The sequence below is a fragment of the Xanthomonas albilineans genome, assembly GCF_002939705.1.
GTDB lineage: Bacteria > Pseudomonadota > Gammaproteobacteria > Xanthomonadales > Xanthomonadaceae > Xanthomonas_A > Xanthomonas_A albilineans.
On sequence record NZ_MDCB01000003.1, the window covers coordinates 212,627 to 232,442 of the forward strand.

Annotated in this window: 17 protein-coding genes and 1 other RNA gene; 6 read left to right on the forward strand and 12 right to left on the reverse strand. The window is 65.2% G+C overall.

Annotation, left to right across the window (positions count from 1 at the left end):
- Positions 1 to 5: 5 nt before the first annotated feature.
- Positions 6 to 443 carry an RcnB family protein gene (locus XalbCFBP2523_RS04010; RefSeq protein WP_045766357.1) on the reverse strand — a complete coding sequence of 146 codons (438 nt, stop codon included), beginning with the start codon at positions 441 to 443 and terminating at the stop codon, positions 6 to 8.
- A 237-nt stretch (positions 444 to 680) separates the two neighbouring features.
- On the opposite strand from XalbCFBP2523_RS04010, the gene ettA reads away from it, so the two are divergent.
- Positions 681 to 2,342: an energy-dependent translational throttle protein EttA gene (gene ettA, locus XalbCFBP2523_RS04015; RefSeq protein WP_045761063.1), complete on the forward strand. Its 1,662-nt coding sequence runs from the start codon at positions 681 to 683 to the stop codon at positions 2,340 to 2,342.
- A 163-nt stretch (positions 2,343 to 2,505) separates the two neighbouring features.
- Here ettA and rpoD read toward each other — a convergent pair whose 3' ends face one another.
- Both rpoD and dtd read right to left on the reverse strand, forming a co-directional pair.
- Positions 2,506 to 4,368, reverse strand: coding sequence for an RNA polymerase sigma factor RpoD (rpoD, locus tag XalbCFBP2523_RS04020; protein ID WP_012917316.1), 1,863 nt, complete (start codon positions 4,366 to 4,368; stop codon positions 2,506 to 2,508).
- A gap of 152 nt (positions 4,369 to 4,520) precedes the next feature.
- Positions 4,521 to 4,961, reverse strand: coding sequence for a D-aminoacyl-tRNA deacylase (gene dtd / locus XalbCFBP2523_RS04025; protein ID WP_045766358.1), 441 nt, complete (start codon positions 4,959 to 4,961; stop codon positions 4,521 to 4,523).
- A gap of 173 nt (positions 4,962 to 5,134) precedes the next feature.
- Between dtd and XalbCFBP2523_RS04030 the strand changes: the two genes are divergently transcribed.
- A complete protein-coding gene (locus XalbCFBP2523_RS04030; protein ID WP_012917318.1) occupies positions 5,135 to 6,049 on the forward strand; it encodes a lauroyl acyltransferase in 915 nt (304 codons plus the stop codon).
- Positions 6,050 to 6,076: 27 nt separating this feature from the next.
- Here the strand turns inward: XalbCFBP2523_RS04030 and XalbCFBP2523_RS04035 are convergent, their stop codons facing one another.
- Positions 6,077 to 6,598, reverse strand: a complete 522-nt coding sequence (locus XalbCFBP2523_RS04035) for a GNAT family N-acetyltransferase (RefSeq protein ID WP_045766359.1) — start codon at positions 6,596 to 6,598, stop codon at positions 6,077 to 6,079.
- A 272-nt stretch (positions 6,599 to 6,870) separates the two neighbouring features.
- On the opposite strand from XalbCFBP2523_RS04035, the gene ribA reads away from it, so the two are divergent.
- Together ribA and XalbCFBP2523_RS04045 are read left to right on the forward strand one after the other, a co-directional pair.
- Positions 6,871 to 8,001: a GTP cyclohydrolase II RibA gene (gene ribA, locus XalbCFBP2523_RS04040; protein ID WP_045766360.1), complete on the forward strand. Its 1,131-nt coding sequence runs from the start codon at positions 6,871 to 6,873 to the stop codon at positions 7,999 to 8,001.
- Between the two features lie 56 nt (positions 8,002 to 8,057).
- A non-coding RNA gene (locus tag XalbCFBP2523_RS04045) (sX9 sRNA) lies at positions 8,058 to 8,130 on the forward strand.
- Positions 8,131 to 8,251: 121 nt separating this feature from the next.
- Here XalbCFBP2523_RS04045 and XalbCFBP2523_RS04050 read toward each other — a convergent pair.
- From XalbCFBP2523_RS04050 to def, 8 genes are all read right to left on the reverse strand, one after another.
- Positions 8,252 to 9,289: a CDP-glycerol glycerophosphotransferase family protein gene (locus XalbCFBP2523_RS04050; protein WP_045766361.1), complete on the reverse strand. Its 1,038-nt coding sequence runs from the start codon at positions 9,287 to 9,289 to the stop codon at positions 8,252 to 8,254.
- Complete coding sequence (locus XalbCFBP2523_RS04055) at positions 9,289 to 10,122, reverse strand: glycosyltransferase family 2 protein (protein WP_045766830.1); 834 nt, start codon at positions 10,120 to 10,122, stop codon at positions 9,289 to 9,291. Before XalbCFBP2523_RS04055 ends, XalbCFBP2523_RS04050 begins: the two co-directional genes overlap by 1 nt.
- Positions 10,123 to 10,201: 79 nt before the next feature.
- Complete coding sequence (locus XalbCFBP2523_RS04060) at positions 10,202 to 11,488, reverse strand: O-antigen ligase family protein (RefSeq protein ID WP_045766362.1); 1,287 nt, start codon at positions 11,486 to 11,488, stop codon at positions 10,202 to 10,204.
- A gap of 50 nt (positions 11,489 to 11,538) precedes the next feature.
- Complete coding sequence (locus XalbCFBP2523_RS04065; protein WP_045757412.1) at positions 11,539 to 12,576, reverse strand: glycosyltransferase; 1,038 nt, start codon at positions 12,574 to 12,576, stop codon at positions 11,539 to 11,541.
- A gap of 76 nt (positions 12,577 to 12,652) precedes the next feature.
- On the reverse strand, positions 12,653 to 14,368 hold the full coding sequence (locus XalbCFBP2523_RS04070; RefSeq protein ID WP_045766363.1) for an ArnT family glycosyltransferase: 1,716 nt from the start codon (positions 14,366 to 14,368) through the stop codon (positions 12,653 to 12,655).
- Positions 14,369 to 14,393: 25 nt separating this feature from the next.
- The gene (gene rsmB, locus XalbCFBP2523_RS04075) at positions 14,394 to 15,713 is read right to left on the reverse strand and encodes a 16S rRNA (cytosine(967)-C(5))-methyltransferase RsmB (protein ID WP_045766364.1); all 1,320 of its coding nucleotides are present in this window, start codon (positions 15,711 to 15,713) and stop codon (positions 14,394 to 14,396) included.
- Between the two features lie 17 nt (positions 15,714 to 15,730).
- Positions 15,731 to 16,654, reverse strand: a complete 924-nt coding sequence (fmt, locus tag XalbCFBP2523_RS04080) for a methionyl-tRNA formyltransferase (protein ID WP_045766365.1) — start codon at positions 16,652 to 16,654, stop codon at positions 15,731 to 15,733.
- Positions 16,655 to 16,758: 104 nt separating this feature from the next.
- Positions 16,759 to 17,271, reverse strand: a complete 513-nt coding sequence (gene def, locus XalbCFBP2523_RS04085) for a peptide deformylase (RefSeq protein WP_045766366.1) — start codon at positions 17,269 to 17,271, stop codon at positions 16,759 to 16,761.
- A gap of 138 nt (positions 17,272 to 17,409) precedes the next feature.
- On the opposite strand from def, the gene XalbCFBP2523_RS04090 reads away from it, so the two are divergent.
- Together XalbCFBP2523_RS04090 and dprA are read left to right on the forward strand one after the other, a co-directional pair.
- On the forward strand, positions 17,410 to 18,543 hold the full coding sequence (locus XalbCFBP2523_RS04090; RefSeq protein ID WP_012917329.1) for a LysM peptidoglycan-binding domain-containing protein: 1,134 nt from the start codon (positions 17,410 to 17,412) through the stop codon (positions 18,541 to 18,543).
- 81 nt (positions 18,544 to 18,624) lie between these two features.
- Positions 18,625 to 19,779, forward strand: coding sequence for a DNA-processing protein DprA (gene dprA / locus XalbCFBP2523_RS04095; protein WP_012917330.1), 1,155 nt, complete (start codon positions 18,625 to 18,627; stop codon positions 19,777 to 19,779).
- Positions 19,780 to 19,816: the final 37 nt, after the last annotated feature.

The following is a 19,816-nucleotide window of genomic DNA, read 5'->3' on the forward strand; positions in this document are numbered from 1 at the left end:
CATCCTCAACGGCCATTGAGGACCAGGTCGGCGATGACGCCGGTGGCGATCGCGACCAACAGCAGGTCGCCCCGATCGTCGCGGACCCAGCGATAACCATAGGGTGGACGACTGACCCGATAACGGTCGTAGTCGTAGACCACGTCGTTGGGACCTTCGTATCGCTGGCCACGCGCCCAGTACGGCGGCGGCGGCGGGCGGTAATAGACGACATCAGCGCGCTCGCGGTAGCCGTCGCGGTAGCCGCGCTCGTATGCGCGTCGCGCTCGGTGCCGCTCATGTTCGCGTTCGCGCCAATAGTCGTCGCGGTCGACGTCGTGCCAACCGCGACCGTCCCAATCGCGATACGGGCCATAGGGCTCCCAGGCAAATGCCGTGGGCGCCATACAACCCAGCGCCAGCGCTGAGCAAAGGGCAAGGGTGGCAAAGCGTTTGACGTTCATGGCAACTCCATCACGTGATGTGGCGATTGCATTAATGCCACACACGTCTGAACCGCCTCCTGCTGCAACCGATTACGTATTCAGCTTGCTCGAAAGAGCTAAGGCGGCATTCATTCGAGCACCGCGACGGCGGCTGCGCCTCAGCCGAATCGGCCTTGCCGTTATACTGTTCACCATCCCTTTTCTGCCGCTGTCCGGCCGCCCAGGCCGGGCATCGGCATGCGCTACGGAGTCCCCATGTCGCAATACATCTACACCATGAACCGGGTCAGCAAGATCGTGCCGCCCAAGCGTCAGATCATCAAGGACATCTCGCTGTCGTTCTTTCCCGGTGCCAAAATCGGCCTGCTTGGCCTCAACGGCGCCGGCAAGTCGACCGTACTGAAGATCATGGCCGGCGTGGATACCGATTTCGAGGGCGAGGCACGGCCACAACCCGGCACCAAGGTCGGCTACCTGGCGCAGGAACCGGAGTTGGATCCCAACAAGACCGTCCGCGAATCGGTCGAGGAAGGCGTGGGCGAGGTGCTGCAAGCACAGGCCGCACTGGAGGCGGTCTACGCCGCCTATGCCGAAGAAGGCGCCGATTTCGACGCACTGGCCAAGGAGCAGGAGCGTCTGGAGGCGATCCTGGCCGCGGGCGATGCGCACACGCTGGAGAATCAGCTCGACATCGCCGCCGACGCGCTGCGCCTGCCGCCATGGGAGGCCAAGATCGCCAACCTTTCCGGTGGCGAGAAGCGCCGCGTGGCGTTGTGCCGGCTGCTGCTGCAAAAACCGGACATGCTGCTGCTCGACGAACCCACCAACCACCTCGACGCCGAATCCGTGGAGTGGCTGGAGCAGTTCCTGGCGCGCTATGCCGGCACCGTGGTGGCGGTCACCCACGACCGCTACTTTCTCGACAACGCCGCCGAGTGGATTCTGGAACTGGACCGCGGCCGCGGCATTCCGTGGAAGGGAAACTACACCGAGTGGCTGATGCAAAAGGACGAGCGCCTCAAGCAGGAAGACAACCAGGAAAAGGCACGGCAGAAGGCGATCCAGAAGGAACTGGAATGGTCGCGACAGAACGCCAAGGGCGGCCGCACCAAAGGCAAGGCGCGCCTGGCCCGCCTGGAAGAACTGCAATCGGTCGATTATCAGAAGCGCAACGAGACCAACGAACTGTTCATCCCACCGGGCGAGCGCCTGGGCAACGCGGTGATGGAGTTCAAAAACGTCTCCAAGAAATTCGGCGACCGCCTGCTGATCGACAACCTGTCAATGATCGTCCCGCCCGGCGCAATCGTCGGCATCATCGGCCCCAACGGTGCCGGCAAGTCCACGCTGTTCAAGATGATCACCGGCCAGGAAAAACCCGACGCGGGCGAAATCGTGGTCGGCCCGACCGTGCAACTGTCCTACGTCGACCAGAGCCGCGACACGCTGCAAGGCAACCACAACGTGTTCCAGGAAATTTCCGGTGGCCTGGACATCCTCAACATCAATGGCGTGGAGATCCAGTCGCGCGCTTACATCGGCCGCTTCAATTTCAAGGGCCAGGATCAGCAGAAACTGGTCGGCTCGCTGTCCGGCGGCGAGCGCGGCCGCCTGCACATGGCTAAGACCCTGTTGCAGGGCGGCAACGTGCTGTTACTCGACGAGCCATCCAACGACCTGGACATCGAAACCCTACGCGCACTGGAAGACGCGCTGCTGGAGTTCCCGGGGAACACCTTCGTGATTTCGCACGACCGTTGGTTCCTGGATCGCATCGCCACGCACATCCTCGCCTTCGAAGGCGATTCGCACGTGGAGTTCTTCCAGGGCAACTACCGCGAATACGAAGAGGACAAGAAGCGCCGCCTGGGCGACGATGCCGGCCCCAAGCGGCTGCGCTTCAAGGCACTGAAGTAACCCCTTTCGCCGCACGCGCACGGCTCTCGCAGATTCCGCAGCGGGCCGTGCGCGTTACGGGCGGCATACGTGTGCATGCCGATCGCACACCGACACCGCACTCGCCAACAAAAAAGCCCCGCGTTTAGCGGGGCTTTTGCGTAGTACGCCGTAACGCGTGCGATCAATCGATATCGAGGAAGCTGCGTAGCTGCTCCGAACGACTGGGGTGCCGCAACTTGCGCAGCGCCTTGGCCTCTATCTGACGGATGCGCTCGCGGGTGACGTCGAATTGCTTACCGACTTCTTCGAGCGTGTGGTCGGTATTCATGTCGATGCCGAAGCGCATGCGCAGCACCTTGGCTTCGCGTGGAGTCAGCCCCGCCAGCACATCGCGCACGGTCTCGGAGAGGTTGATGTTGGTGGTGTTCTCGATCGGGGACTCCACATTGGTGTCCTCGATGAAATCGCCCAGATGCGAATCCTCGTCGTCGCCGATCGGGGTCTCCATCGAGATCGGCTCCTTGGCGATCTTCATCACCTTGCGAATCTTGTCCTCGGGCATGTCCATTTCCTTGGCCAGCTCCTCCGGCGTGGCCTCGCGGCCATACTGTTGGAGCATCTGCCGGGAAATGCGGTTGAGCTTGTTGATCGTCTCGATCATATGCACCGGGATGCGGATGGTGCGCGCCTGATCGGCGATCGAACGGGTGATCGCCTGACGGATCCACCAGGTGGCATACGTCGAGAACTTGTAGCCGCGACGGTATTCGAACTTGTCCACCGCCTTCATCAAGCCGATGTTGCCTTCCTGGATCAGGTCGAGGAACTGCAGACCGCGGTTGGTGTACTTCTTGGCGATGGAGATCACCAGGCGCAGGTTGGCCTCGACCATTTCCTTCTTGGCCTTGCGCGCCTTGGCTTCGCCGTAGGCCATGGCCCGGCTGATCTCCTTCAACTCGGTCAGGCTGAGGTAGGTGGACTGCTCCACCCCCACAGTGGCTTCCTGCTCGGCAATGATCTGATCCTTGACATCGCGCAACGCCGAGGACCATTTCTGCTTGCGCTTGAGTGCGTCATCGACCCAGACCACGTTGGTCTGATTGCCTTCCCAGGAACGGATGAAATCCTTGCGCGGCATGCGCGCCACGTGGGTCGCCAGGTGCAGCACGCGACGCTCGTGTTCCTTGACCTGCGCCATGGCATCGCGCAACTTGCGCACCAGGGCATCGGTCAGCGGTAGCGGCAGCTTCAAGGTGACAAACACCTCGGCAATGTCGTTGCGCAGCTTGGCGACCAGCTTGTGTTCGGCGCCGTTCTTGGCATAGGCCTTTTTGAACTTGGCGTACTCGGCGGACAGGACTTCCATCCGCCGTGCGACCTCGGCCGGATCCGGACCCGTCGGGCCAGCATCCTCTTCGCTGGCATCGACATCGGCGTCTTCATCCTCGTCCCCGGCGGCATCGGCGGCGGCGCTATCGTCCTCGGCCACCACCACCGGCGCCGGCTCTTCCTCGATCAGATCGTTGAAACCGACCACGATCTCGGCCAGCCGCTTCTTGCCTTCCTTGTGCTGCTCGTAATCCTCGAGCAGGGTCTCCACCGCCAGCGGGAACGCGCCGAGCGCGGCCTGGACCTGGCTCAGACCCTCCTCGATGCGCTTGGCGATCGCGATCTCGCCTTCACGGGTCAACAGCTCTACTGTGCCCATCTCGCGCATGTACATGCGCACCGGATCGGTGGTGCGGCCACCCTCGGTGTCGAGCGCGGTCAACGCGGCAGCGGCTTCTTCGGCGGCGGTGTCGTCGACTTCGCGGTTACCGGTGTTGCCGTCGTTCAGCAGTAGCGTCTCGGCATCTGGCGCAACCTCATGGACATCGATGCCCATGCCGTTGATCATGCCGATGATGTCTTCGATCTGTTCGGGATCGACCAAATCGTCGGGAAGGTGGTCGTTGACTTCGGCGTAGGTCAGATAGCCCTGTTCCAGGCCCTTGCTGATCAGTTGCTTGATGTCGGATTGCTGGGCAGGACGTTCGTTGGCCATGAGTGCGCGCGCCACCGGCATAGATGATGAAGGAGTGAACCTAGCATTATAACAGCCTGGACCGCCGGTTGTCGGACCATATGTCTGAATTGCTACGCCCAGGAGCCCTGCGGCAACGCATCTCACTTCGAATCAAAGCACGTTACGCTCTTTCAAGGCCGCAGCAGGAACGTGACCGGGCCGTCATTGACTAGGCTGATCACCATATGGGCACCGAAGCGACCACTTTCCACCCCTGGTGGGTGCTGCGCCCGGCACAACTCCAGCAAGCGATTGAAACCGTGTTCAGCCTCGACAGGGGACGCGGCGGTGGTGAAGCTGGGGCGCATCCCCGTGCCCGTATCGGCAGCCAGAGTGAACTGACTGACCAGTAACAGGCCACCGGCGGTCTCGCGCAACGAGCGGTTCATGCGCCCGCTGGTGTCGGCAAATACCCGGTAGCCGAGCAGGCGTTCGGCCATGCGTCGGAACGTGGCATCGTGGTCTCCCGGCTCCACCGCCACCAGCGCCAGCAGGCCGGGCCCGATGCGACCGATCACCTCCCCGTCGACACTGACCGAGGCCTGGGTGACGCGCTGGATCAAGGAGAGCATGTGTAACCGCCGAACGCCGAACTGGTAACGCAAAAGCATGCGACTTCGACACCCTCACTGTCACCTCACCCGCACGACTTACACAGGTGAGGGACACCGGCTCACCCCGGCGCGCGGACCGATCCCCGCGCTAGCCAGCCTGACGCGTCCTGCCGAGCGGATAAACTGCGGCAATGAAACCCGCCACATGCGCTTCCCTGCTGTACCGCTGCGCCGCCGCCGTGGCACGCCTGCCCTGGCCATGGTTGCGACGCCTGGCCGATGGCCTGGCCTGGCTGTGGCAACGTAAAGACGTGCGCGAAAGCCGGGTGGTGCGGCGTAACCTGGAACTCGCCTATCCCGAACTGCTCCCCAGCGAACGCATCGCCCTGCATCGCGACGTGCTGCGCTCCACCGCGCGGCAGGCGTTCGAAACCCTCGTGTTGTGGACCCGACCACCCGCACAGAACCTAGCACGGCTACGCCAGCGCCACGGCCAGGAACTCTACGACGCCGCGCTGGCCTGCGGCCGTGGGGTGATCGTAGCCGCACCGCACTTCGGCAATTGGGAATTGCTCAACCAGTGGTTGGCCTCGCGCGGGGACATCGCCATCGTCTACCGCGTGCCGGAGTCGGCAATCGGCGACGCCTTCCTGCAACGGGTGCGCCGCGGCGAAGGCGTGCGCCAGGTGCGTGCGGAAGGGCCCGCGGTACGCCAGTTGTTCAAGGTGCTCAAGGACGGCGGCGCGGTCGGCATCCTGCCCGACCAACAACCCAAAGCCGGCGACGGGGTATTCGCGCCCTTCTTCGGGGTGCCGGCGCTGACCATGACCCTGGTCAACCGTCTGGCCGAACGCACCAACGCGACCGTCCTGTTCGCCTGGTGCGAACGCGTGGGCAACGACCTGGAATTCGCCCTGCACGTGCAACCGGCGCCGCCAGCGGTCGCCGACGCGGATCCCCTGCGTGCGGCCACTGCGCTCAACGCCGGGGTCGAGCGCGTGGCCCGACGCGACCCGGCACAGTATCAGTGGACGTACAAGCGCTACACCCTGCGTCCGGATCCGACCGAACCCAATCCCTATGCCACAGCCCGTCATCCGCACTGAACGCGGCCGGCAAACCAGAACGCGGGATCAATCGTCCTGGGGATCGACGGGACCATCGAGGATGCGCTGATAGAACGCCAGGTCCAGCCAGCGCCCGAACTTGAAACCGGCTTCGCGCACGGTACCGGCATGCACAAAGCCCAGTTGTTCGTGCAGCGCGATGCTGCCAGCGTTGCTGGCGTCGATGCCTCCAACCAGCACATGCACTCCGCGGGCCTTCGCGGTGTCGATCAGCGCCTGCAGCAGGCGCCGCCCAACCCCCTTGCCGCGATGCCCGCAATGTACGTAGACCGAATGCTCGACGCTGTATTTGAACGCGGGCCAGGCGCGGAAGGGGCCATACGTGGCGAAACCGAGCAACGTGCCGACCTCGTCTTCGAGTCCAAGCACCGGCAATGCGCCGGCATGCTTGGCCGCGAACCAGGCCGACATGCTCTCCGGCGGTCGCGGACGGTAATCGTAGAGCGCGGTGGAATGCACGATGGCCTCGTTGAAGATCTCCAGGATCGCCATCGCATGGCGCGGCTCGGTGCAGTGGACAAGGTGCATGCGGAACGGCGTTGAGGGGGGATACGGCACAGTAGAAACCAATCGACAACACTTGAAAACCGCGGCTCTCCCCAGTCGCGTTCCCACATTCGGCGCATCCGGTTGCATCGCCGGCCCCGCGCGAGCAGGCACAGTGCGTTCCACCCCATAAACGCTCGCGACGCACGCAAAGCGCGCGACAATAGCGCACGCGCCCATCCCCGCCACCGTCGCGCACTTCAAGACCATGCCGGCCTTGAAGCGCCGGCGCCGCCCCCCATCTGGAATCGTGCATGAACCGTCCACCTGACATGTCCGCACATGCCTTCGGCGACCCTGGCGCGATCCGCAGCGAACGCGCTGCCTCGGAACTGCGCGCCGGACGCCCCGTGCTGATCCAGAACCACAGCGGCCATCTCCGTGCAGCTATGGCCCTGGACAGCAGCACCGCGCAGTCCTACCACCGTTTCGCTCAGGCTGCGGCGCACCGGCACTACCTGTTCGTGACGTCCACCCGCGCGCAGGTGTTGGGCCTGGACGCACCTCAGGGTGCACGCATTGCCCTGGCTGGGCAGTCCTACGACGCTCTGGCGACGCTGGCCTACCTGCGGGATAGTCCGGCGCCCGTGCAGTGGCGACCGGGCGACGCACTCGATGCAGGCGCCGCCGACATCGCGCGGCTGGGGCTGCTACTGCCAGCCATCGTCGCCGTAGAACTCGACCGTGACGACAGCGCATTCCAAGGCTGCCATACACTGCAATTGGCGGACCTGGAACACGCATGCACCTTGGCAGCCGCCGACAGTTACGAACTGGTCACCCGTACCCAGGTGCCGCTGCGCGACCTCGGCCCCTGCGAATTCGTCGTGTTTCGTGGTGGGGTGGCGCAACGCGACCAGGTGGCGATCGTGATCGGCCAACCCGACCTAACCGCGCCGGTGCCAGTGCGGGTGCACTCGTCCTGCTTGACCGGCGACCTGTTCGGTTCGCTCAAGTGCGATTGCGGCGACCAGTTACGGCACGGTCTGGACATGCTCAAGCAACTCGGCGGCGGCGTGCTGCTGTATCTGGACCAGGAAGGCCGCGGTACCGGCATCGCCACCAAAATGCGCGCCTACGGCTACCAACACGACGGCCTGGACACCATCGACGCCGACGCACAACTGGGTTTCGGCGCCGACGAGCGCCGCTACGCCGGTGCGGTGGCGATGCTGCGCGGGTTGGGCATCGCTCGGGTGCGCCTGCTGACCAATAATCCGTCCAAGGCCGAGCGCCTGCGTGCAGCCGGTGTCGAGGTCACCGAGCGCATCCCGGTCACCGGCACGATCACCGCCGAGAACGAAGGCTATCTGCGCACCAAAGCCGCCCGCGCCGGCCATGCGCTGGACGTGGACACTTTGCTGCGAGCCGGACGCGAAGGGTAGCTAACAAAACGACTACGTCGCCGCCGAACGGGCGCGGGCAGTGCTCGGAAATCCTCATGTACCCGCTCACTGCGGTTCCTGCGCGCTGTACGCCCCCACCAGACAGCGACTCGCGACGTTTTGTTAGCCACTCTAACTAAAGGGCGTGATGCACGTTGAATTGCGCGCGAAGCCAGCTGAGGCGCGTTGAGACAAAGCATGCACAGTCGGCCAATCGGAGCGCAACGCACCTCGAGCACCGCATGTGCCCTCAGCGATCCACCGCGCGCCCCCAATAGCCGATGCGGCGACGGATCTTCAGTTTGCGCCAGAAATTCCACGGCTTGCGCCGGGGGTTGCGTCCGCCTTCGGCGACAAAGTCATCGATCGCACGCAGCACCCGCTCGCTGGACAGGCCATCGCGATACGGATGCAGGCCGTCGGCAAACGCACGGATCGCCGCCATCAACTCCGGCGGGCGCTGCAACGCACGGCGGATCGCCGGCTCGAACTGCGCCGGATCGTCGATGTCGATCAGGTGCGGCCCCGGACGTCGATTCTTGAAAGTCACCACGGGCTTGTACGTGAGCAGGAATTCGTTGAGCGCGGACGAGGTATCCGAGCACATCATGTCCACCTGCGGGAAAAGTTCCAGAATATTGTCGTTCTCGGCAAAGCGCAGAAACGCACTCTCCAGCGCGCGATAACGCGCGACTATCGCCGGGTCCATCTTCGGATGAAAGGTCACGATCCAGCGCCACTCGCCGCTGCGCGAAAGCCGCTCCACTTCGTCGTAAAGCAGACCGGCCGCGCTCCACGACGGCGAGAACGTCGAGTGATACAGGATCACCGGCGGCTGCCGCACCGGGACGAGTTCGGCACCGATTTCACGCATGAACGGATCGAGCTTGGGGAAACCGGTTTCCTTGACGGCGAAGTGGCCGAGCTTGCGCGCCAGCGCGCCGAACGCCTGGGTGTCGCGCGGGCCAGTGGTGCAGTACAGATCGAAAAACCCGCGAACATAAATGTGACGCGGCTTACCGGCGTCGAAACCGTGGAAGGTCTCGACTTTCACTCCCGGGAAGAAATGCGGCACCGCATTGCTGGAGGTGATCACCGCATAGGGATTCCACGCCAGCACCTGCTCCACCGTGGCCAGGTGTCGCTCGTCGGCGCTCAAGTCCTCGGCGCCAGGGCCATCGAAAAACCACGCTGCCTCATCGCCACGCGCGCGGATCGCCGCCTGCAATGGGCGCAGGATCGCCAGTGCGTAGCGTTCAGACCCGTACAGCAAATAGTGCTTGCTCATCAATGCTCCAGATCGTGCCGTTGCAGTTGCGTCCGCGCCTGTTCCACAGAGGCCGGGTTGTACTGCATCTCGTAGTAGCGCATGCGCTTGTAAAGTGCATAACTGGCTGCAGTCTGCGCCACGATAAAGCCTCGCCACCCATCCAGGCACGCCAAGCGCAGCAGATAATCTTTAAGGAAAGCGCCGACGAACACGAACGGGCTCTGCCACATTCTCACCGGCTTACGTTTGTCGCGCCAGCCAAGCGCCTTCAGTTCGGCATAACGCAACACCTTGAGCTGCTTATGCACCAAGGTCGGATTGTGCAAGTGATGAAAAGGCGGCGCGAACTCGGCGCTGGCGCCATCGAAGCGCAGCGACTCATGCACGCGTGCCTCGCTCCAGCGCGCCCGCCCACGGTGATACAGACGTGCCAGGCGTTCGCCGACCATGGGTTTGTACCAGCGCATCGGCACCCCCATGTACCAAGTGCTACGCCGCAGCCACACCGCATCCACGCGATTGTCGCGCAACAGCGACGGGAGCCGCGCCAAGCATTCGACACGCAAGGCATCAGATAGAAATTCATCGGCGTCCAGCACCAGGATCCAGTCGTATGCGGCCTGCGTGGAGGCGAAATTGCGCTGCGGGCCAAAGCCCAGCCATGCCTGCTCGACCACGCGCGCACCATGCGCACGGGCGATCGCCACGGTGTCATCGGTACTGCCGCAGTCCACCACCAGCTTATCGCCAGCGAACGGCACGCTGTCCAGGCAGCGCGCGATGTTGGCGGCTTCGTTGTAAGTCATCACCACCAGGCTGAGCGGCAAGGTGGTCACGGCGGCGTCGGCCATGGCGCGCGGTATCCGGAAGAGTGCGATGCGGACGGCCAGCGATACCAGGCGCCACACCGCGAGCTGCGGGATCGGCAGTCTAACGGCTTCGCGCCGCACCTTCAGCGGTCGCGCCCGTCGCCTCGGCGGCCTCGCGCGCCGCCAGGCCGATCAACACACCGACCAACGCGACGTAAAACCCGGTCGTCACCTGGTGCGCAAACATCGACTGGGTCATGCCGCACAACACATAGGCCGCAACCACCATGATCCCCGCCGCCGCAGGGCCATGGAACTCGCGCTGCTGACGCCGTCGGTACAGACGCACCAGCACCCACATCGGCACGCCATAGACCATCAGGATCAACAATGTGCCGGGGATACCCTGGGTGGCACTCCACTCGGCCAGATCGTTGTGCGCGTGCCCAAGATGGCAGCGCTCCACCCAGGTGCGCCGCCGGCAATCCGGCAGGCGCAGCATGGCGGTGTCGAAACGACCGACACCGACGCCGAGCAGCGGATGGTCAACGAAGGTCGCCGCCGCCACTTGGATGCGCTCGATGCGCGCGCCGGCCGAAGAATCGCTATCGCCACGTTCGTAGCGCAGCACATCGTGATGCAGTTCGCTCAGACGGGTCTGGCGGCTCAGCGTGGGGATACTCAAGACCAGAATCGCCGCCAGCGCGGCGAGCACGCCCAGGATCAACAGCCGGGTCGCGCCACTGCGCCAACGCACGCCGCACAGCGCGGTGACCAGCAGTAGCAGCAGCACGCCCAGCCATACGCCACGGCTACCGCTGAGCAAAATGGTCGCGCCACCGGCCACGACCGCGCCGATCGTCCACAACCAATGGCCACGCGGGCGGCAGAACACCGCCAGCACCATCAGCACCAGCACCACATCGGCCAGCACGATGGCGTTGGTCCATCCCTCCGCGCGCGGCTGGCCCTGCAACACCTGTACGCTGGCCAGCACCAGTGCGCCGAAGATGCCGAGCAGCGCCCCACACCACAACAACCGTTGCGGCGGGCGCAACGCGTACACCCACAACGCCGTCCACGGCAACACCAGAAAACGGGTGCGATTATCGATCTCCTTCAGCGGTTGCCCGAAATGCAACAACGAACACAGCGACAACCCGATCACCAACAACGCCAGGATCCACAGCCAGCGCAGTGAGGGCTGCAACGGCCGCACCGCCTGACCCAGGCGCGGCAGCGCCAACAGGCTGGTGGTCAGCAGCAATAGACCGAACGGCAGCAGTCCGCCGCGCAGGCTCACCACCAGCGCCGGCAGGCATAACAACGCCAGCGCCGCTCCCCGCTCAGCAATGGCCTGGCGAGAAAATGCGAAGAAAGCATGTCGAGGCACGCTGGATCGAGGCATCAAAATGACAGCGAGAAGGAGAAGGAGCGGCGATGATCCAAGTTGGAGACCTAACCCGACCTGACCTGCTCGCGATCGGTGTCGCTGGGGCTTGGCTGATCGGACGGCAAGACTTCACCGAGCAGGTCGGCCACGGCGGCATGCAGGCATTGGTCGAACTCGCGCCGACGCAACTCGAAGAACCCACGCGCCGCCGTGCCCAGGGCATCGCACTGCATCGGCGAGAGCGCCAAGGCCTGCGCCACTGCCCGTTCGATGCCGGCGACGTCGATCCGATAGCGCACACCGAGGTTGTCGACGCCCTCGCCGACCGGATCGACCAGCACCCCACGCTCGACCGTCACCAGTTCGTTCATCGGCGCGCCATTGGTGGTGATCACCACCGCGCCGACGCTCATCGCCTCCATGATGTAATGGCCAAAGCCTTCGACCTCGGACGGACACAGGTGGAAGCGGTGCACATTCTGCAGGCGGCGCAATTCGCCCTGGTCCAGATAGCCGGTCAGATAATCGATGTTCTCGGCCTGAATGGAATGCGACCTCTTGGCACTCTGCACCACTGTCAGCCGCGGCCACTCCGGATGCTGCGCCCAGGCCTGCAGCAACAGCGCGGTGCCTTTGGCCGTACTGCGTCCGGCCACGTGCAAGCAGGCGCGCTCGCGCGGCACCTCCGGGCGGTAGCAGTCGTCACTGCAGAAACCGATGAAGGCGGTCGCCGGCCCCATCGTGGAGAAGCGTTGCTCGGCCTGACGGGTCTTGCACAACACCTGTTTGAAGCGCGGCAGCCAAGGCAGCCACTTGGCGAGGAACCATTCCGGATTGGGCACCAAGGCGTTGCAGCGGCCGCTGTTCAGGCAGCGCGGATACACACGCTCCAGGAAGATCTGCAGGTCGGCGCGCCCGCACAACAGGCTGTACAAGCACAGGCGCAGTTCCCGCAAATGATTGGACAGGCGCACGGTGCCGAACCCCAACACTTCGACCTGATAACGGCCACTGCTGCGCAAGGTCTCGGCGACCAACTGCAGATCGCGGCTCAAGCCACTGCCGTTATCGCGGCTGATGACGCGGATTAGGCGTGGCCGCATCATGCATCGCCTCCCAGGCGTGAGGCACACGCCCCGTCACCGACCCTGCAACGCCACGAAGGAGGATGATCGCAGATCATTCAAAACGTTCCTTTTCCTGCTCACGCAAGCGATCGCGGTCGTCATCGGTGACCACGCAGCGGCCATGCACGGCAGCGGCCGGAACCAGCCACCAGGTCCGCCGGTTGGACTCACCAATCAGGGTGCTGGCGCGGCGTTGGATGCAGCTCAGCATCGCCGTGTCCTGGACCAGCAGCCAGCGCCGTTGCGGCGCCTGCGCCTGCCAAGCAATGCCACGACGCAACTGCTCGTCCCATGGCACCACAAAACCGAAGGTAACGGCAGGCCGGTCGGCCATCAGCAGGTTCTGTTCTTTCCATGCAACCAGACCCAGTTCGGCATCCGGACCGACCCGGCGCCCGACCGCGTCCATCACCCCACGCGCAGAACTGGACACGTTGATCAGCGGGTACACCAGCACCCCAGCCAGCACCCAGACCATGGTCAGCAGCGACACCATCGCCAGTTCGGGACGCCGCCGCACAAAGACCGTCAGGCTGACCACGCCCCATAGCCCGATCGCTACCAGCGTCCAGCCAAGCAACTGCACCGTGGCCAAATCGATACCGCGATCCTGCATCATCCGCACGCGGAAGCCATGATTGAGCAGGATCGCCGCACCGACGCCGCCGATGACCAGCGTCAGCAACACAGTGAACGCGCGCAACACACGCTTGATCCCGGTCTTGCGTAACAACCCGGGGAGCAGCGGCGCCATCGCCAGGCACAGCATCGGCAAGGCCGGCAGAACGTAGACATCGCGCTTGCCGCTGGGGATCGAGAAAAACAGCACGATCAGCCCCCACCACGCCAGCGGCAGCAGGTAACGCGCATCGCGCCGACGCAGGCGCCTTGCCCAGGCCGGGATCGCCCAGGGCAATGCCAGCAGCACCGGCAGCCACATGCTCGGCATCACCCCGAAAAAGTACAACGGCCCGTGCGCGTGGTCCCAGGACTTGGCATAGCGCCCGGCCGTTTGCCGGAACAGGATGTCGTTGAGATAGGCGCGGTATTCCGGCGCGTGCGCCGACAACGCCATGGTCACCATCGGCACCAACCAGAGCGACACCGCCACCAGGAACGCCAATGGCCCCCACCAGAAGCGCCGATCACGCGCACCGACGACGCAGCCGCGCCAGTGCGCCAGCGACGCCGCGGCGGCCGGCAGCACCATCAGCAACGCCAGCGCGCCCACGCCCTTGGTGATCGTGCCCAGGCCCGCAGCGAACCAGCCTAACGCCCACAGCCGCCAATCCGGGCCACGCAACAGGTGGCGCAGCAGAGCGTAATTCGCCAGGGTGATGTAGAACACCACCAATGGATCGATTTGCGCCCTCTTCGCCTGATAAGTGAATTGAAAGGCGAACAGCAGCGCGTAGGCCGCGTACATTCCGACCCGGCGCGTCCACAGGCGCCGGCCCAGATCGTAGACACAGGCCAGCGTGCCCAATCCCGCCAGCAACGACGGCAGCAGAAACGCCACCCGCCAATTCCCCAGCAACGTGTAGACGCTGGCTTGCAGCCACATCAGCATCGGCGGTTTGTCCGAGTACAACTCGGTCCCGCGACGCGGGAACAGCCAATCGCCGCTCTCCACCATCTGCTTGGCGACCAACGCAAAGCGCGGCTCGTCCGCCGGATGCGGATCGCGCAGACCGAGGCCGGCGCCGAGCACCAGCAAAGCCAGCACGGCCAGCAACCAGAACTCTCGAGACGCGCGGGTCTTCAGCATGGGGCGCGATGATACCGGGACCGGTTCACGCCGTCTTGCGCAGACGGGCGTAGAAGAACCCATCGGCATGCTGCTCGCCGGGCAGACGCTGGCGGCCGCCGCCACTGGGATGCCCGCAGGCAGCGCCCGGATCCTCCGGCGCCGCGTCCGCATGGCGCGCCAACATCGCCTGCAACTGCCGCGCATTCTCATCCTGCAACAGCGAACAGGTGGCGTAAACCAGCACCCCGCCCGGCCGCAACACCTGCCAGCCGGCATCCAGCAGGCGCGCCTGCAGCGCTTGCAGCGCGACCAGGTCCTCGCCTCGCCGGTGCAGCAGCACGTCCGGCTGGCGACGCACGATGCCAGTGGCCGAGCACGGCGCATCGAGCAGCACCGCGTCGAACGGCACGCCATCCCACCATGTCTGCGGCTGCGCCGCGTCGGCGACCTGCAGTCGAGCCTGCGTCCCGCTACCGATACGCTCGAATGTCTCGCGCACGCGCTGCAGACGCCGGGCGTCCACATCCAACGCGGTCAGGCACAAAGTCGGATCGCGTTCGAGCAAATGTGCGGATTTGCCGCCGGGCGCGGCGCAAGCGTCGAGCACACGCGCACCCGGTGCCGGCGCCAGCACATCGGCGACCTGTTGCGCGGAGGCATCCTGTACCGAAACCCAGCCCTCGGCGAAACCAGGCAAGGCACTCACCGCCACCGGCACGTGAAGACAAACCGCATCGGCGAGTGCCGACGCTGCCTGCGCGGCGATGCCGGCATCGGCCAGCGCCTGTAGGTAAGCCGCGCGCGTGCCGCGCTGGCGGTTGACCCGCAGCCATAGCGGCGCGGGCTGCTGGCTGGCGGCAAAGATCGCCTCGGCTTGTTCGGGCCAGTCGGCACACACCGCATCGCGCAACCACAGCGGCCAACCGGCATCGGCGGGAACCTCAGGTAACCCATCGCGCAACGCGCGCCGCAGCAACGCATTGACCAACCCGGCCTGGCGCGGCCGCTCCAGCGCACGCGTCGCCTCGACCGTCGCCGACAGCGCGGCGTGCGGCGCCAACCCCAGCACATCGAGCTGGGCAAACCCGGCCAGCAACAGGGCACGTAGTTCGGCATCGCGTTGCGGCAATTGTTTCTGCAACCACAAACGCAGCGCCGCCTCATAGGCAGGACGCCGGCGCAACACGGCAAAGCAGATCGCCTCCACCAGCGCGCGGTCGCGCGCATCGGGTAACCCCGGCAGCGCAGCGGCAAGTTCGGCCTTCAACGAGCGACCGCGATCGATCACCGCCACCAGCACCCGGGCAGCGACGACCCGCGGCGCCACGCCCGGTGGCAACCCGACGGTTGACGGCACGCTCATCGCCGAATGCCCCAATTTCAGGCCAACACCGGCAGGTCGCGCCGCGCGTTGAGATAATCGGCTGCGGTAATCGCCTTGCCTCCCTCCCGCTGCAGTATGCGCAGGCGCAACGCGCCCTGACCGCACGCGATGTCGATACCCTGCTTGGACGCGGTCAGCAAAGTGCCAGGCTGCTGCTTATGCGCCAAGTCAAGCGCGATCGCGCCGTGTACTCGGACCCGCTCGCCAGCCAGCACTGCTTCAGCGACCGGCCACGGAGTGAAGGCACGCACCTGCCGTGCCAGATGCGCTGCCGACTGCTGCCAGTCCAGCCGTGCCTGCGCCTTGTCCAGCTTGTGCGCGTAGGTAACGCCGGTCGCGGACTGCGGCTGCGCCACCGGGCGCAATCCCGCGCGCAGCAGACCTAGACCGTCGGACAACACCCGTGCGCCGAGGGCCGCCAGCCGATCATGCAATTGCCCACCGGTTTCGGCCTCGTCGATCGGAGTGCGCTGGGAGAGCAACACTGGACCGGTGTCCAGGCTGGCGTCCATCTGCATCAGACACACCCCGGTCTCGGCATCCCCGGCCTCGATCGCGCGCTGGATCGGCGCGGCGCCACGCCAACGCGGCAGTAGCGAGGCATGCACGTTCCAGCAGCCGTAAGTCGGGATGGCCAACACCGCCTTTGGCAGGATCAAGCCGTAGGCCACCACCACCATCAAATCCGGTTGCAGCACGCGCAGCGCCTGCAGCGACTCCGGTGCACGCAGGGTATTCGGCTGCAACACCGGAATACCGCGTGCCACCGCTTCCAACTTGACCGGCGACGGCGTCAAACCACGACCACGACCAGCAGGCCGGTCGGGCTGCGTGTAAACCGCGATGACCTCATGGCGCTGCGCGGCAGCACGCAACGACGGCACGGCGAAGTCCGGCGTACCGGCAAAGACGATTCTCATTGGCAAGGATGTCGAAAAAGAAAAAGAGGAATGCGCCTGGTAGACAGCGGCCGACCCAACAGCGGCATTGCGGCGCCACCACCCGGTCGCGCAACGCCAGGCTCTCAGGCCACGTGCTTGCGCGCCTTGACTAGCTTCTTGCGCACCATTTCACGCTTGAGCGGGGACAGGTAGTCGACGAACAACTTACCGTCGAGGTGATCCATCTCATGCTGCACGCACACCGCCAGCAGGCCATCGGTGGTCAACTCCTGCGACTGGCCCTGACGGTCCAGGTAGCGCACGGTGATGGAGTCGGAGCGGGTCACATCGGCGTAGATCCCAGGCACCGACAGACAGCCCTCTTGGTGCACTTGCTCGCCTTCGCGCTGCACGATCTGCGGATTGACGAACACCTGCGGGGCATTTTTCTCCTCGCTCACGTCGATCACCATGAACCGTTTGTGCACATCCACCTGACTGGCCGCCAGGCCGATGCCGGGGGCCGCGTACATGGTGTCGAACATATCGTCGAGCAGACGCTGGAACGCCACACTGGCGACTTCGGCAGGATCGACCGGCTCGGCCTTGGTGCGCAGGCGCGAATCGGGAAACTCGAGGATTGTGAGCAGGGCCATGGCGGTACCCAGGATGGGGGCACGAAACAATTCGGCAAGACCAGCAGATTCTACCCGTTTCTGAATCCGGCGCTTGCGCCACGCCCAGGGTTCTAGACTATAGTGCGCCAACCTGTTGGGGAATCAGGCTGCTCACTCATGTTCAATCGACTCCGTACGGTCGTCGCCGTCGCGATGCTCACCGTAGCGACCTATGCCGTCTCGGCGAGCATGGCCGCCGAACATCCCGATACCTATGTGGTGCGCAAAGGCGACACCCTGTGGGCCATCGCCGGACGCTTCCTCGGCAAGCCATGGTTGTGGCCGGAAATCTGGCAGGCCAACCCGCAGGTGCAGAACCCGCACCTGATCTATCCCGGCGACGTCCTCAGCCTGGCCTACCTAGACCGGGTAGCGCACGCCGAGATCAAGCCAGGCCCGCGCCAGGAGGCGCCGATCGACACGATCCCTCTGTCCCAGATCGAGCCGTTCCTGAAGAATCTGCGCGTGGTCGACCGTATCGACGGCCTGCCCTACGTGGTCGGCCTTGAGGACAACCGCATGCGCGCGACCACCGGACAACTGGTCTACGCCGTCGGGCTGGGCACGTCCCAGGTCGGGCAGCGGTATGCCGTGGTGCGCCCGACCGTGCGCTACGTACTGCCCAAGCTCAGCGACGACCTCGACGCCGCAGGCCGCAGCATCCCGGGGAGCGGCAACCTCTGGCAGACCTTCGTGCCGCCGGACAAGCGCCGCGAGTCACTCGGCTACGAACTGGCCCAGGTCAACATCGGCACCGTCACTCGCGCATCAGGCAACGACAACCAGGCCACCACCCTGCTGTTGCAGGACAGCGCGCGCGAAGTGCGCGCCGGCGACCGTCTGATCGCGGTCGAGGCGCAACCCTACGACCTGCAATTCGTCCCGCATCCAGCATCCAAGCAGGCACTGGCGGCCGGGATGCGGGTACTGGCGGTGGCTGACGCGTTCAGTGCGGCCGGCCCACGCGATGTGATCGCCCTGTCCGGCGGCCGCCGCGAGGGCATCGACAACGGCAGCGTGGTCTCGCTGTGGCGCCATGGAACACGGGTCAACGACCGCCTGCGGCGCCCCAACACCTCGCGCGCCGACGACGGATTCACCGGCGGCAGCGGCAGCGTGGCCCTGCCGGACGAATACGCCGCCCACGCCATGGTGTTCCGCACCTTCGACAAGGTCAGCTACGCGCTGGTGATGGACGGCATCAAGCCGACCCGCATCGGCTACGACGCCAAGCATCCGGACGCACACTGACCCGCGCACGCGGGGTAGTCCTACGATCGAAACAGGCGGCGCCCGATGGCGCCGTCTGCCTTTGCGGCCTAGCCTGGGTAGATGTCCCATGCGCCCCAATTTTCCAACTCGGACGACGGCGATACCTCATTGTTGGCACTCTCGCTGGCCGGAGGCGCCTGCGCCCCACGTCGGCGCCTGCTGCAACGCCACGGCAGTCCTGCCACCGCCCTGGATGCGGGGCCCATCGCCTGGCGCGCTGCTGGCCTGGAGCCCGCGCAGATCGCGGCGCTACGCCAGCCCGATTACGACGCACTCGACAACGCGCAACGTTGGCTGGCAGGGCCACGCCGGCATCTGCTCGGCTGCCACGACCCGGATTACCCGGCACTACTGCTACGCACACCGAACCCACCGTTAGCGCTTTATGTGGAAGGCGACCCGTCCATACTGTGGCATCCGGCTGTGGCTATCGTTGGCAGCCGCGCCCCTAGCGCAGGCGGACGCGACAATGCCGCATGCTTCGCCCTGGCGCTGACGGCCGCTGGAATCGCGGTGACCAGCGGCATGGCCGCCGGGATCGATGCGGCAGCGCACACGGCGGCCCTATCGCACCAGGGCGGCCTCACCCTCGCAGTGGTCGGCACCGGGGCGGACCTAGCCTACCCGCGCCAACACGCGGAACTGCGAGAACGCATTGCGACACATGGCGCGGTGATCAGCGAACATCCGCCCGGCACCCCGCCTAGGGCCGGCCACTTCCCGGCCCGCAACCGAATCATCGCCGGACTGAGCCTGGCAACCCTGGTCATCGAAGCCGCCACGCGCTCGGGCGCACTGATCACAGCGCGCTTGTCCGCCGAGGCAGGGCGCGAGGTGTTCGCACTTCCCGGCTCGATCCACAACCCGCTTGCACGCGGCTGCCATCGCCTGATTCGCGATGGCGCCGGGCTGGTGGAAAGCGCCGAGGAGGTGATCGCCGGTATCGGGCCGTTAGCCGCCCAACTGGCAGACGCCTTGCGCACGCGTCTATCCCCCCCCACTCAAGGAACTACCGTCGAGCGACGCACCACGCCAGACTTCCCCAACCCGGACTACCAGAACTTGTGGCAGGCGCTGGGGCACGACCCACTCTGTATGGATTCCCTCATCACACGCAGCGGATTGACGGCTGCAGCGGTGTCCTCCATGCTGCTAACCATGGAACTGGATGGCTACGTGGCGGTTGAACGCGGTCGTTACACCCGCAAACCCTAGTTTCTTCACCTCCACAGCGTCTGCCGACGCAGGCCGA